Genomic DNA, 14,042 nt, shown 5'->3' with positions numbered 1-14,042 from the left:
AGAGGGGGATTAGAGAGCGGGGGCGGCGCTGGCTTCGGAATTCACTGCGCTGTTCTCAGCAAGGATCCCGCCGTTTTCATCATTGGCTGCGGCCAGTCGTTGTTCCTCGATGCGGCTACTCCAGCTCAGAAGGGCTTGATAGTGGCGGATATTCTGTACATAAGTCACCGGTTCCCAGCCTCGGGCATAGCCGTGTTTGGTGGTCTTATAATACTGACGCTTGGCCAGAAGGGGCAGGTGTTCGCGCACATCGGGCCAAAGATCTGGATTGCCGCCCATTCGTTCTGTCAGTACCCGGGCATCCTCAAGGTGGCCATAGCCTACGTTGTAGGCAGCCAGTGCCATCCAGGTTCTGTCGGGTTCGCGAATGCGATCCGGCAGTTTGTTGCGGATTTGTACGATATAGCGGGCACCACCCTCAATGCTCTCTTCGGGGTTTAGGCGGTTTACACCGAGATCTTTTGCGGTGTTCAGAGTCAGCATCATCAGGCCGCGTACACCGGTGCGAGAGCGGGCGCGCGGATTCCAATAGGATTCCTGGTAGCTGAGGGCCGCGAGTAAGTGCCAGTCGAGGTCATATTGGTCGGCAACCTTTTGCATGGTGCCGCGCCACTGGGGCAGGCGCTCGCGGCTGCGCTTGGCAAAGGCCTTGGCGCCGCCCACATTTAGGTCGCTGACGTGGCCGAAAAATTCTTCCCGCAACTGGGCAATCATGCCATTGGTATTGGCGCGCAACATAAAGCGGCGTGCACTGCGATAGAGGCTGTCGTCATCACTTTGTGGGAAGGCCCAGGAAACCGGCTGAAACTGGGTGAGGTTGAACGCAACCGCAGTGTTTGGGTAAAGGCCGCGGTGAACTGCATAGGCGTTGGAATCGACAATTGCATAATTGTATTTTCCTTCCTGCACCATCTCTACCAATTCCATGGCGTCCACGTCGGAAACTTCCTCCCAATCCAACTCGGTATAGCGGGCGGAGAGTTTCTTCATTTCTTCTGCGTGAGCACTGCCGGCAATGACGGCGACCTTTTTTCCTTCGAGATCGCTAGTTTTGCGCGGCCGCTGTTCGCCAACTCGGTAGATAACCTGTTGGCGAATCTCAAAATAGGATGGGGTAAAGCGGACTTGTTCGCGACGCTCTGGAGTTACCGTGAGGCCGGCAGCTGCGAAGTGCGCGCCACCCTCCGGGTCGCGCAGCTGATCGAACATTTCGTCCAGATCGTGCACGTCGCGAATTACCAATTTCACCCCCAGCTCCTCAGCAAATGCACGCAGCATGCCGTATTCAAAGCCTGTCGGGTTGCCGGAGGCGTCTTCGTAATAAGTGGTGGGGCCGTTTTGTGACAGGACAACCAATTCACCGGTGGCTTTGACACGCTCGAGTGTATTCGGTGCTTTACTGGCAACCAGCAGGGAGGCGCAGCAGGACAGGGCGATCCCTTTGCACACACGGCGGACGTAGCGCAGCATACGGCTTTTCATCATCATAGGCTGTCCTCTCTAGCTAGTCCGTTGGTTTATTTGCTGTTGTGCCTAAGGCCCTGTATGTCGATTTCGCTCTCAAATACGAGGGCAAAATTTGACGCAGTCCGCCAATTTTACATTATTTGACGACAATCTGCCCAGTTTGTCTTTTGAACACTGTGATCTGCGCGCTTGCAAAGCATTACAGACTTAGGTAGGCGAGCCTGGATTTGATACAAAGTTGGTTTATTTACAGCCAAGCTTGCTGGTCTTTTGAACATTCAGGTTACTAATTAGTTCATGTGTACCCAAGTGTCGGGCGGGTGTGTTGGAGTAGCGATGCTTCAGGTACAATTGCGCCTCTCAAATTTCCGGGGCCTTGTGCGAAATCCCATTCGCGCAATCTTTCTCATTTAGACAAGAGGCTATCTCCCGCAATGTTAGTTCTGCGTGGTGCTCCTGCACTGTCGAAATTCCGCCATAAAAACCTGCTCAATCAACTGCGCGCGCTGCAACCGACCATCGACGATCTCTACGCTGAGTTCGTTCACTTTGCAGACAGCGACTCACTGGATAACCAGGAGATGGCCCTGCTGGAGCGATTGCTCCAATACGGCCCAACCGAGGAAAAGCACGAGCCGAAAGGCGAGTTGATCCTGGTAGTGCCGCGTCCGGGCACAATTTCTCCCTGGTCTTCCAAGGCTACTGACATTGCTCATAACACTGGCCTGAACAAAGTTCATCGCCTGGAGCGTGGCATCGCCTACTACGTTACCGGTGTCGAGTTAACTGAAGCTGAACGCCTTGTGCTGGCCTCCCGCTTACACGATCGTATGGTTGAAGCGGTATTCACCGATTTTGCTCAAGCTGAGCAATTATTTGTGGAAGAAGCGCCGCGCCCGTTGCGCGGTGTGGATATTCTCGAGGGCGGTCGCGAAGCTCTGGAAGATGCCAATGTCACCTTGGGCTTGGCCTTGGCCGAAGATGAGATTGATTACCTGCTCACCAGTTTCCAAGAGCTGGAGCGCAATCCCACAGATGTAGAGCTAATGATGTTTGCCCAGGCAAACTCCGAGCACTGCCGCCACAAGATCTTCAATGCCTCCTGGACCATCGACGGCGAAGAAATGCCGCACTCCCTGTTCGGCATGATTAAGAATACGTACCAGAAGGGTGGTGACAATGTGTTGTCCGCCTATGCGGATAATGCAGCCGTCGTTACTGGTAGCGAAGCGGGGCGTTTCTACCCGGATCCTGACAGCAAGGAATACGGTTTCAGCACTGAAGCCATTCATCTGCTGATGAAAGTGGAAACCCACAATCACCCTACCGCGATTGCTCCTTTCTCCGGTGCTGGTACCGGGGCCGGTGGTGAAATTCGTGATGAAGGTGCAGTTGGCCGTGGCTCCAAACCAAAAGTGGGCCTGACCGGTTTTACGGTTTCCAACTTGCGCATTCCCGGCTGGGAGCAGCCTTGGGAAGCCAACTATGGCAAGCCTGAGCGTATTGTTACCGCTCTGGATATTATGATCGAAGGCCCGATCGGTGGTGCAGCATTTAACAATGAGTTTGGCCGCCCGAATATCTGCGGTTACTTCCGTACCTTTGAAGAAAATTTCGATGGCGAGCGTCGCGGCTATCACAAGCCGATCATGTTGGCTGGTGGTTACGGCAATATCCGCGAAGAGCATGTAGACAAGCCCGAGTTTTCCCCTGGCGCCAAACTGGTAGTGCTGGGTGGCCCGGCGATGTTGATTGGCCTCGGTGGTGGTGCAGCCTCCAGTATGGCCAGCGGCTCCAGCTCTGAAGATCTGGATTTCGCTTCAGTACAGCGCCAAAATCCGGAAATCGAGCGTCGCTGCCAAGAGGTGATCGACCAGTGCTGGCAGTTGGGTGAAAGCAACCCCATTGCCTTTATCCACGATGTGGGTGCGGGCGGTTTGTCCAATGCTTTCCCCGAGTTGGTGAAAGATGGCGGTACCGGCGGTAATTTTGAACTGCGCAATGTGCCCTGTGATGAGCCGGGTATGAGCCCGCTGGAAATTTGGTGTAACGAGTCCCAGGAGCGCTATGTACTGGCAGTGATGCCGGAAGATCTGGAGCGCTTCGAGCAAATCTGTGAGCGTGAGCGCGCGCCTTACGCCGTTGTCGGTGAAGCTACCGAAGACAAGCACCTGCTGTTAAATGACAAGCAATTCGAATCCAAGCCAGTAGACCTGCCGATGTCGGTGTTGTTCGGCAAGCCGCCGCGCATGCACCGTGAAGCAGAAACTCGCCAGGTGGAAAGTAAGGCATTTTCCACAGTAGATATCGACCTGAATGAAGCGGCTGAGCGGGTGCTGCGCCTGCCCACAGTGGCTAGCAAGAGCTTCCTGATCACTATCGGTGACCGCACTGTAACCGGTCAGGTTTCCCGCGACCAGATGGTTGGTCCCTGGCAGGTGCCGGTGGCCGATTGCGCGGTAACTACCGTTGCCTATGACAGCTACGCCGGCGAAGCCATGTCTATGGGTGAGCGCACCCCGGTGGCATTGCTGGATGCACCGGCCTCGGGCCGTCTGGCAGTGGGTGAGGCAATCACCAATATCGCCTGTACCCCGGTGAAGCAACTATCCGATATCAAACTCTCCGCCAACTGGATGTGCGCTGCGGGCCATCCGGGTGAAGAGGAAAAACTTTATCGAACCGTAGAAGCGGTGGGTATGGAGTTGTGTCCAGAATTGGGCATTACCATCCCGGTGGGCAAAGACTCCATGTCTATGCGCACTGCCTGGGAGGAAGAGGGCGAGCAGAAATCGGTTACTGCACCGCTGTCTCTGGTAATTTCTGCCTTTGCTCCGGTAACTGATGTCCGCAAGACAGTGACACCGCAGCTGCGCACCGATAAAGGTGAAAGTGAGTTACTGTTTATCGATCTGGGTGCCGGCAAAAATCGCTTGGGCGGCTCCTGTCTGGCGCAGGTCTACAACGAGCTGGGTGACAAGCCCGCAGACCTGGACGATGCCAAGAAGCTGAAAGGTTTCTTCGAGGTGGTACAGCAGGCTCTGAATGAAGACCTGATCATGTCCTACCACGACCGCGCTGACGGCGGTTTGTTTACAACCCTGGCGGAAATGGGCTTTGCCGGCCGCGTGGGTATGGATGTGGAAATCTACGAATTGGGTGAAGACCCGATTGCGGCGCTGTTCAGTGAAGAGTTGGGTGCGGTATTGCAGGTTCCCGCCTGTGAAGCGGATATGCTGGTACAGCGCTTTGCCGCTGTGGGTGTACCCACCCACAAGATCGGTTACCTGAACAATAACGAACACCTGTGCATCACCAATAACGGTGTTGAAATCTTCAAGCGCTCCCGTGCTGAATTGCAGCAGATCTGGTCGGAAACCAGCTTCCGTATCCAGTCCCTGCGTGATAACGCCGAGTGTGCCGAGCAGGAATTCGCTGCCATTGCCAAAGAAGACCCGGGCCTGACAGTAAACCTCACTTTCGATATCAACGACGATATCAGCGCACCTTATATCGTTAAAGGTGTTCGCCCGAAAGTTGCTGTACTGCGAGAGCAGGGCGTGAATAGCCAAGTGGAAATGGCGCACTCTTTCCACCGCGCTGGCTTTAACGCTGTCGACGTACATATGAGTGACATCCTGTCTGGCCGTGTAGCCTTGGATGAGTTCAAAGGTTTGGTGGGCTGTGGTGGCTTCTCTTACGGCGATGTACTGGGTGCCGGTGAGGGGTGGGCTAAAACCATCCTGTTTAACGATCGTGCCCGCGATCAGTTTGAGGGCTTCTTCAATCGCAACGATACCTTCGGCTTGGGGGTGTGTAACGGTTGCCAGATGTTCTCAGTGATCAAAGAGCTGATTCCAGGTGCGGATCACTGGCCGCGCTTTGTGCGCAACCTCTCTGAGCAGTATGAAGCGCGCTTCGCACTGGTAGGCATTGAAGACTCACCTTCCGTGTTGTTTAAAGGTATGGCGGGTACTTACATGCCGGTTGCCGTTGCTCATGGTGAGGGGCGAGTGGAGTTTGCTGACCAGCAGGCGCTGGAGAAGTGTGAAGCTTCCGGCACTATCGCGATGCGCTACCTAAATAACAAAGGGGAAATTACCCAAACTTATCCGGCCAACCCCAACGGCTCGGTCAATGGTATTACCTCCCTGAGTTCTGAGGATGGCCGCGTGACTATTATGATGCCGCATCCTGAGCGTGTTGCTCGAGCTGTCAGCAATAGCTGGCATCCAGATGAGTGGAAAGAAGATTCCGGCTGGATGCGCTTGTTCCGCAACGCGCGGGTGTTTGTCGACTAAGACAAGTCATTCCCTCGGTTTTTGCCTGCCGAGGTACGCGTAAAGATTGTGGTGGCCGTTTCAGGTCACCACAATCTTTAGTAAAAATAGAAATATTTCTGTAATATTTTCAGCCCTTTCATTTCTTGGCGTATTTTTTCCCTTCCTTAAAGTAGAAACTTCAGCTACTGCTATACTTAAACGATTATTCGAAATAACGTTTTTGCTATGGTGCAGTTATCTGTTGTATTTGCAGTTTACTTGCTCATTGCTCCATCCAATGTCTTGTTGGGATTAGGGTTCACATTTAATTCCGCTCGATTCTTTTCAAATTTCATCGTTTTTAACCTTTTCAGAAAAAAGCAGTTTCTGAGGGGGTATTCCTGCCTAGTAAAAGTGATTAAGGAGAAAACTATGGCGTACAGCGAAACTCTGGCTGAAAAAGTGCGCAAATTACTTCAGGGAAATGAAGGCCTCAGTGAAAAGCAGATGTTTGGAGGTCTCGCTTTTATGTTGAATGGCAATATGGCCTGTGGGGTTGTTGGAGAAGAGTTGATGGTCCGGGTTGGGCCTGATGAGTATCAAACTGCGTTGGCCGAACGCTATACCCGGCCTATGGATTACACCGGGCGCCCCTTAAAAGGCATGGTGTATGTGGAAGAAGATGCTGTCGCAGAGGATTTGGATAACTGGGTCAGTCGTGGAGCGGTATTTGCGGGCTCACTTCCTCCAAAATAATCGCTTATATTCACTGAACTTAGCAAATTAGTTTCTTTTTATTGCATGGTGAGTGATTAGCAGTCAGGAGTTGGCGTGAGTTCGCTGTTTTCTACGCGTTGACTTCTGTACGGCCTACACTCAGCGAAATAAACGTGACCCCGGTTCTATTCCCTCTTGGTCCTTGCTGATTTACCGCTCAGTAGTCTGAAAGGATATTGATTATGTATTTTCTCGAATTGAATAACGGTGTAGAGATACCTCAGCTCGGCATGGGAATGGCTGCGATTGGCAGCTGGCAGCAGGATGATGAGTATGTAACAGAAGTTATTTTGAAAGCCATGTCTGTGGGATATCGTCATTTTGACACAGGATCGGTCTATGGAAATGAGCGAGCTCTGGGAAGAGCGATCAAAGAATCCGGCCTAGCGAGGGAAGAGCTTTTTATTACCAGTAAAGTTTGGGATACGGAGCAGGGAACCAATAAAACTCACGATGCATTTGCCCGTAGCCTGGAGCGCTTGCAGCTGGAATACCTGGACCTATATCTGATCCATTGGCCTATGCCGGCCTATACCCGGGAGACCTGGGGTGCAATGGAGGCGCTTTACCAGCAGAAAAAAGTGCGGGCCCTGGGGGTGTCAAACTTTCGTAAACCTGATATTGAACAACTGGCGACTTTCTCGGAAGTGCGCCCTGTTTGTAATCAAATTGAACTGCACCCCTATTTCACTCAGCAGCCTTTAGTAGATTATTGCCAGTTTCATAAAATTGCGATTTGCAGCTGGTCTCCTTTGGGGTCGGGATCTACATGGAGCGGTGTCGAGGCTCATGAAAAACCTCTCATAGATCCAGTAATTGTGGACATTGCGAAAAATCACGGGGTGACTTCGGGGCAGGTTATCCTTAAGTGGAATATCCAGCAGCATCGCATAGTTATTCCCAAGGCGGAAAGCCTGGATCACATACGCAATAACTTCTTATTATCTGATTTTAATTTGAGCAATGCGGAGATCCAGGCAATTAATGGATTGAACTGCAATAAAAGGTTGGGCGGTGATCCCGATTATGTTAATAAGAAAAATATAATGGTCAAAGTGCCCGATTAAATTTTTTCCAACAAAGCATAGGTCGCTATAGCGCAGGCGGAAGTAACATTCATTGAGGAATTGATACCCTGCATAGGTATGTGTACCACAGCATCTGCCAGTTCCAGAAGTTCAGGGTTGACCCCATCTTTTTCAGAACCCAATACCAAACATATTTTATCCCCGTTGGAAACAGGAGTATCTTTGAGTTCGACGCTATTTGAGGCAATTTCCAGGCAAATTAATTGATAGCCCTTATTTTTTAAGGTTTGTGCGATATTGGCTGCAGATGAGTGATATTCGTAGGGAACGTACTTTTCTGTAGACCTGGAAACTTTTCGAATTTTGGAATTAGGTGGAACCAGGCTTTCACCGGTTAAATAAATTTTCTCTACGCCGAGTGCATCGGCGATACGAAATAGGCCGCCGACATTGCTCGGTGTACCGATATCGGTGGCTAAATAGCATAATGGGTAAGTGTCTGTGCTGGGTTGATGACTACTGTGATCTGTCTGCATTTTTCGGTTTGTTACTATAGGAAGTGGGGAAGTTACCACTTCCCCAGGAAAGTACTGCGGTATTGATGGGGGAGTTAGTGGCTGCTCTCTGCGATTTCGAGAGCCTCCTCGGCGACTCTTTGCGCAGCGGCCTGGCGATTACGCATCTGCTCTACCAGAGAGGGCTCTCGGTTGGCCTTTTGATTCTGGATATGCACCGCTTGCCTGTATACCTTATCTGACACAATAAACTCTTCCGCTCGCTGGTTGATTTCGCTGTAGCGTGTATTCAGTTCTGAGATCTTCTTGGATAGATGTTCAAGATCCAGGATATCGTCGAAGTAAAGGGCGATCAGCCGCTCGCACTCCCTGGCGATTGCAAGGTACTCGTTGCCTACCTGCCGGTGTCCCTCATAGTTCTTTTTAAAATTGAAGAAAGTCTGCACACCGCCCAATAGCGCGGCCAGCAGGGCCAGAGCCGCACCACTCCACTTGGTCCAATCAGGCAGCTCCGCATTGATCAAGGAGAAGAAAAGCGAACCGAGGAATAAGTTGACGACAACGATGGGCACCCCGCAAAGTACATGCAAATTGCGCCCCTTCATAGAGGCTCGAAAGTGGCTGTGTTTGCACAGGTGAGCATTCCAGCGGAGCTTCTCCAGGACTTCCACGGTATTGGGTATAGTGCTCATGATTCCTTTCCGCCCTCATTCTACTTCTAGCTATTGTGGGCGATAGTTTGACGGATGCCAGCGAGATGTACAGGGGAGATGACCAGATTCGAAAGTTTGGACTACGGGGGTGGCTCTAGATGTTCCGTTTTAAGCCTTGGGAGGAGGTATGTGGGTACTCACCTCCTCCCGAGGCCAAATGCTTTACAGGAATTAGAAGCTGTAAATGATTCCCAGTGCAGTGAAGTTAGCTTTCTCATCTTCTATTTCAAAGATGGTGTGCTCAAGGCCAATATCCCAAGTGCCAGTAGACCAGGATATCTCTGCACCATAGTAGGGATTACTGCTGCTCTCTTTCTCAGCATCCCAATCTCCAGACCAAGAGACGCTTTCTGACTCCAGGAGTTCTCCACTTGGGGAGTACCAGCTGCCGGAATAGGCGTAACTAGCTGTGCCACCAGAGGTTTTGCGCCATTGGTGGACTCCAAATCTGGCGCTTGCGCTTAGGTGTCTGTGCAATTGTGCTGTAAATGCAGTGCCGAGGCTGTACGATTTATACTCGGTTTTAGCGTGGCTAGTAGAAGAAACATCTACGATATATTTATAGCCATCAATGTCATAATCACCTTCATCGTGCAGTTCATATCTAGATTGCTGCTCTGTGCTACCCAGATCAGTCATTCCTGCTTCAATAGCAATATACTTATTGATGCGATACCCAAGAGTAAATCCATAACCAGTAGAGTCTAAGTCTTCCTTGGTCACATAGGCGTTATCGGAGGAGTCGAACTGTGTGAAACCCAGAGAAGCCTTCAGATAGAAAGGCTGTTCTTCGGCGTAAATACTGGAACTGAATAACGCGATAACAGCGGCGATAGCGGTGCGTTTCAAGGGGTACCTCATATACTAACTGGTTGTTTTTTATACTAGCCCTCACTTTAGGATGGCTGAGCATCTATTTAGTGCGGACTAAAAAGCTAAAAATAATGGAATGTCATTATTGTATATTTTTACCTATTTTTCTAAAAGTGTCCGCTGATAGATTTTCTTATTTGATGGGCTCTACTCAATAAGTGGTTACTTGCTTACACTACAACGCGAAGGTTAATACTGCGAGTGAAAATCAAGCAGTTGTGTTTACTCCATGTTGCTCCTAGACGCTTGTAGAATTTCTTCCTCTGAAGTACTGCGCAGACCGTCTACTTTCTTGTATTTTGTATGCCTGCCTGAGATGCGTTAACAGCTGCCTTTACTGGCCTGAATCCAGAATCTCAGGAAATATAAACTTATAAAAATCAACCCTTGAGTAGTTGGGGGCAGGTATGTCAATCGCGCGGCAGCGCTTTATAGTTTTGGGGCCTCTTTTTGCTGTGGCCTTCTATTTCTTTTTATCAGCGTTGGGGATGCAGTATCTACCGGCAGTAACTGCTGCAATTACCTTGTTAACAGTGATCTGGTGGATAACGGAGGCTCTGCCAATCCCCGCAACGTCACTGGTGCCTTTTGTCCTCTTGCCTCTATTTGGAGTAGCGGACCATCGGGAGGTGGCAGCTTCCTTGGGAAGTCATGTCATTCTGTTGCTGATGGGGGCCTTTATTTTGTCCAAGGCCCTGGAGAAAAGTGGGGCCCACGAGCGCCTTGCCCTGTATATGTTGCGTATTGTGGGCGTCTCCAGTGGCCGCAGGCTGGTGCTCGGATTTATGCTGGCAGCAGGCTTCCTGAGCATGTGGATTTCCAACACTGCTACCACATTGATGATGCTGCCTATAGCCCTGGCAATTCTCAGTAAGGTCGACAATGAGCGCTTAAGTATTGCCCTGATCCTGGGTATTGCCTATGCCGCAAGTCTGGGTGGGGTAGGTACTCCTCTGGGCACGCCGCCCAATGTTATTTTTATGGGAATATACGAGGAAGTAACCGGACGAGAGTTTAGCTTCCTGGGCTGGATGAAAATAGGAGTCCCAGTTGCTTTGGTGACACTGCCTATAATGGCCCTCTGGCTGACCCGTCATGTGCATCTGAAAAATGACATTGAGCCCCCTCAAGTGGGAGAGTGGAGGCAAGAGGAAAAGCGAACCTTAATGGTTTTCGGTGTGGCAATTCTCCTATGGGTTACTCGCAATGCACCGTTTGGCGGTTGGAGCGAATTGATAGGTATTGATGCTGCCGGTGACGGAACCGTGGCTCTAGCAGCCGTTGTCGCTATGTTTCTAGTGCCTAACGGTAAGGGAGGGCGGCTGCTCGATTGGCAGACCGCAGAGACGATCCCCTGGGGAATGCTATTACTGTTTGCCGGTGGTATAGCGCTAGCAAAAGGTTTCTCCAGTTCCGGACTGAGCGATATGCTCGGCAACGGTCTTTCTTTCCTGACGGCGATGCCACTGTGGTTGTTGTTGGTAATTCTATGCCTTAGTGTGACCTTCTTGACAGAGATAACCAGCAATACAGCTACGGCAACTCTACTTATGCCAATTTTAGCTGTAGCCGCCACTTCAGCGGGTTTTGAGCCCATGGTGCTGATGATACCTGCGGCGATGAGTGCCAGTTGCGCATTTATGCTGCCTGTCGCTACAGCGCCTAATGCGATTGCGTATGGAACCGGTAAAGTACGTATACAGGATATGGTTCGAGAGGGCGCGATACTCAGTGTGACGGCATCGCTGATAATAGCGGGGATGAGTTGGTTGATTCTGGCTGGTTAGTGTTCGCCAAGGCCATCAAAGTAGAGCTTAAATAGTTGTTAGAATATGTATTTAAAGGTTGGGCATTGGAATTCACACGCTGATTGAGTCTCTGAGGATCAAATTCAGACAATAAAATATCAATGGAACAAAGAAAAATAGGTAGGAGAGATAGAGTTCTATGAATAAAACCACAGCAACACTGTTGCTCACCCTTGGTTTAGTAGGGTGTGGCGAGACAGAAAATAACCAAGTAGCAGAGGACAAAACCTTGTTTAGCGAGCAGGCTTCCGCTCCTGTAGCCAAGAAAGTGCCTTATAAAATGGTTATGCATGGTCATGAGCGTATCGATAATTACTATTGGATGCGCGATGATGAACGAAAAGCGTCAGATGTTATTGCTCATCTCGAAGCAGAAAATGCTTATACCGATTCGGTAATGCACCACACCAAAGAGTTACAGGAATTACTCTTTGAGGAAATGACTGGCCGTCTGGAGAAAGATAAATCAACGGTTCCCGTTTACTATAATGGTTATTGGTATTACAGCCGCTATCTTCCCGAGAAAGAATACGCGATCCACGCGCGGCGTAAAGGTACCCAGGAAGCACCTGAAGAGGTTATGCTGGATGTGAATGCGCTGGCTGAAGGCCACGGCTACTTTAGTGTAGGGCGCCTGGCCGTTTCTCCCAGTAATCAATTAGTAGCATATCCTGAAGATAGCGTTGGACGTCGTGTTTACACGATTCGCTTCAAGGACTTAAAGACCGGTGAGATGCTGCCAGATAAATTGGAAAATGCTTCACCAGTTGCGGTTTGGGCAAACGATAACCAGACTGTCTTCTATATCAATAAAGACCATCAAACTCTGCTCGGCTATCAAGTAATGCGCCATAAGTTGGGCACGCCACAGAGTGAAGATGTTGTTGTTTACGAAGAGATGGATAAGGCTTTCTATACGTGGATTTCCAAATCCCGGGATGGAGAGCTGATACGCATTCACCATAGTTCTACAACTAGCAGTGGCCAGTCAATCCTGGACGCAAACACACCTCTCACGGATTTTGCGCCCTTATACCCCCGGGAAGAGGATCATGAGTATTCAGCGCTAAAGTTAGGGAATGATTTTTATATCATGACTAACTGGCAAGCTGAAAACTTCCGCCTTATGAAGGTTGCCATGGAGGATGCAGCGGATAAATCTAATTGGCAGGAAGTCATACCTCACAGTAGTGAGGTTTTGTTGGAAGATTTCACTTTATTTGATCATCATCTGGCAGTAATAGAACGAAAAGCGGGGCAAACGGGTCTCCGAATTATCAATTTAGAGAATAATAAAGACCTTCAGGTCGGGTTTAATGATCCAGTATACAGACTGGGCTTGAGTTCAAACCCAAACTTGGATTCAGAGAGTGTTCGAGTATCTTATTCGAGTTTAACGACACCAAATAGTGTTTATGAAGCCAAGCTGGATAGTGGCGATTTGGAATTGCTTAAGCAAGACAAAGTTCTGGGTGGTTTTGACCCAGAGCACTATCAGAGCGAGGGTATCCTGGTAGCGGCACGAGATGGTGTTAAGGTGCCGGTATCTTTGGTTTATCGTAAAGATAAATTTAAGAAAGATGGTTCTAATCCATTACTGCAATATGCCTATGGCTCATACGGTAGTACCGTTGACCCCTGGTTCCGCTCTTCAGTGGTGTCCTTGCTTGACCGAGGTTTTGTATTTGCTATTGCCCATATTCGTGGCGGCCAAAAGTTGGGGCGTGCCTGGTACGAAGATGGAAAGATGTTCAATAAAAAGAATACTTTCACTGATTTCATCGACGTTACTAAGGCGTTGGGAAAATTAAAATATGGCGCCCCTGATAAAATCTTTGCTTCAGGTGGTAGTGCTGGGGGGCTGTTGATGGGGGCGGTAGTCAATATGGAGCCGGATTTGTACCGGGGAGTTACTGCGGCGGTGCCATTTGTTGATGTGGTAACTACCATGCTTGATGAGTCAATTCCCCTGACTGTTAATGAGTATGATGAGTGGGGCAATCCTAATAATAAGGATAGTTATGAATATATGCTTTCCTATTCTCCCTATGACCAGGTGAAAGCTCAGGATTACCCCAATATGTTGGTAACCACTGGGCTACATGATTCCCAGGTGCAATACTTTGAGCCAATGAAATGGGTGGCAAAGTTACGCGAATTGAAGACCGATGAAAATCAGTTGTTATTCAATACCAATATGGAAGCAGGTCACGGTGGCTCTTCGGGTCGTTTCCGTCGTTATAAGGAGACCGCTTTACAGTATGCATTTTACCTCGATTTACTTGGATACAAAAATGGAGAAACTGATAAGAAGGTTAAGTAATAAATATGTTATGCTTATTTTAGAGATATAGGTCTGATTATGGGGAACTAATTATTCTTTATATCTCTACTTAAGTATCATGTAAATAAAGGGGAGCAAGCTCCCCTTTATTTGTTGGGGAAGTTAAAATGTCCTTTTGTTTTTCAGCTTTCTGAAATATTAACTTCTAGAGTCAGTTGGCTTTTTGCGTTGTTTGGGTAGGATAAACGCGCACCACCTTGTTAGTATTCCGCTAAAAATCCAAATACTTTGAATTTCTATTTATAGGCGTAGAAT

The 14,042-nt window shown here is 49.5% G+C and carries 9 protein-coding genes; 5 read left to right on the top strand and 4 right to left on the bottom strand.

Annotation, left to right across the window (positions count from 1 at the left end):
- Positions 1-9 precede the first annotated feature (9 nt).
- A complete protein-coding gene (gene mltF, locus ACJJIM_RS14715; protein ID WP_444911352.1) occupies positions 10-1,488 on the bottom strand; it encodes a membrane-bound lytic murein transglycosylase MltF in 1,479 nt (492 codons plus the stop codon).
- A gap of 413 nt (positions 1,489-1,901) precedes the next feature.
- Here mltF and purL point away from each other — a divergent pair, with 413 nt between their 5' ends.
- The 3 genes from purL to ACJJIM_RS14700 all read left to right on the top strand — a co-directional run bounded on the left by purL (position 1,902) and on the right by ACJJIM_RS14700 (position 7,573).
- Positions 1,902-5,768, top strand: a complete 3,867-nt coding sequence (gene purL / locus ACJJIM_RS14710) for a phosphoribosylformylglycinamidine synthase (protein WP_413662974.1) — start codon at positions 1,902-1,904, stop codon at positions 5,766-5,768.
- Between the two features lie 393 nt (positions 5,769-6,161).
- Positions 6,162-6,485, top strand: coding sequence for a TfoX/Sxy family protein (locus ACJJIM_RS14705; protein WP_282933807.1), 324 nt, complete (start codon positions 6,162-6,164; stop codon positions 6,483-6,485).
- Between the two features lie 203 nt (positions 6,486-6,688).
- Positions 6,689-7,573 carry an aldo/keto reductase gene (locus ACJJIM_RS14700; RefSeq protein ID WP_413662973.1) on the top strand — a complete coding sequence of 295 codons (885 nt, stop codon included), beginning with the start codon at positions 6,689-6,691 and terminating at the stop codon, positions 7,571-7,573.
- On the opposite strand, the gene ACJJIM_RS14695 is transcribed toward ACJJIM_RS14700, so the two are convergent.
- The 3 genes from ACJJIM_RS14695 to ACJJIM_RS14685 all read right to left on the bottom strand — a co-directional run bounded on the left by ACJJIM_RS14695 (position 7,570) and on the right by ACJJIM_RS14685 (position 9,611).
- On the bottom strand, positions 7,570-8,070 hold the full coding sequence (locus ACJJIM_RS14695) for a TrmH family RNA methyltransferase (RefSeq protein WP_413662972.1): 501 nt from the start codon (positions 8,068-8,070) through the stop codon (positions 7,570-7,572). The two genes, ACJJIM_RS14700 and ACJJIM_RS14695, sit on opposite strands and share 4 nt — an antisense overlap.
- Before the next feature lie 74 nt (positions 8,071-8,144).
- A complete protein-coding gene (locus tag ACJJIM_RS14690; protein ID WP_413662971.1) occupies positions 8,145-8,741 on the bottom strand; it encodes an SLATT domain-containing protein in 597 nt (198 codons plus the stop codon).
- 192 nt (positions 8,742-8,933) lie between these two features.
- Complete coding sequence (locus tag ACJJIM_RS14685) at positions 8,934-9,611, bottom strand: outer membrane beta-barrel protein (protein WP_413662970.1); 678 nt, start codon at positions 9,609-9,611, stop codon at positions 8,934-8,936.
- Positions 9,612-10,042: 431 nt separating this feature from the next.
- Here ACJJIM_RS14685 and ACJJIM_RS14680 point away from each other — a divergent pair, with 431 nt between their 5' ends.
- Both ACJJIM_RS14680 and ACJJIM_RS14675 read left to right on the top strand, forming a co-directional pair.
- Positions 10,043-11,422: an SLC13 family permease gene (locus ACJJIM_RS14680; RefSeq protein ID WP_444911351.1), complete on the top strand. Its 1,380-nt coding sequence runs from the start codon at positions 10,043-10,045 to the stop codon at positions 11,420-11,422.
- Positions 11,423-11,582: 160 nt separating this feature from the next.
- Positions 11,583-13,766, top strand: coding sequence for a S9 family peptidase (locus ACJJIM_RS14675; RefSeq protein ID WP_444911350.1), 2,184 nt, complete (start codon positions 11,583-11,585; stop codon positions 13,764-13,766).
- The last annotated feature ends 276 nt before the right edge of the window (positions 13,767-14,042 follow it).

This window comes from Microbulbifer maximicatervae (SeqCode) (assembly GCF_052467615.1).
Note: the sequence above shows the minus strand (reverse complement) of the source record. Positions and strands in the feature narration are given on the sequence as shown.

Coding starts and splice junctions, on each gene's coding strand:
- ACJJIM_RS14675 (WP_444911350.1), top strand. CDS start 11,583: ATGAATAAAACCACAGCAACACTGTTGCTCACCCTTGGTTTAGTAGGG.
- ACJJIM_RS14695 (WP_413662972.1), bottom strand. CDS start 8,070: ATGCAGACAGATCACAGTAGTCATCAACCCAGCACAGACACTTACCCA.
- mltF (WP_444911352.1), bottom strand. CDS start 1,488: ATGATGATGAAAAGCCGTATGCTGCGCTACGTCCGCCGTGTGTGCAAA.
- ACJJIM_RS14690 (WP_413662971.1), bottom strand. CDS start 8,741: ATGAGCACTATACCCAATACCGTGGAAGTCCTGGAGAAGCTCCGCTGG.
- ACJJIM_RS14680 (WP_444911351.1), top strand. CDS start 10,043: ATGTCAATCGCGCGGCAGCGCTTTATAGTTTTGGGGCCTCTTTTTGCT.
- ACJJIM_RS14700 (WP_413662973.1), top strand. CDS start 6,689: ATGTATTTTCTCGAATTGAATAACGGTGTAGAGATACCTCAGCTCGGC.
- ACJJIM_RS14705 (WP_282933807.1), top strand. CDS start 6,162: ATGGCGTACAGCGAAACTCTGGCTGAAAAAGTGCGCAAATTACTTCAG.
- purL (WP_413662974.1), top strand. CDS start 1,902: ATGTTAGTTCTGCGTGGTGCTCCTGCACTGTCGAAATTCCGCCATAAA.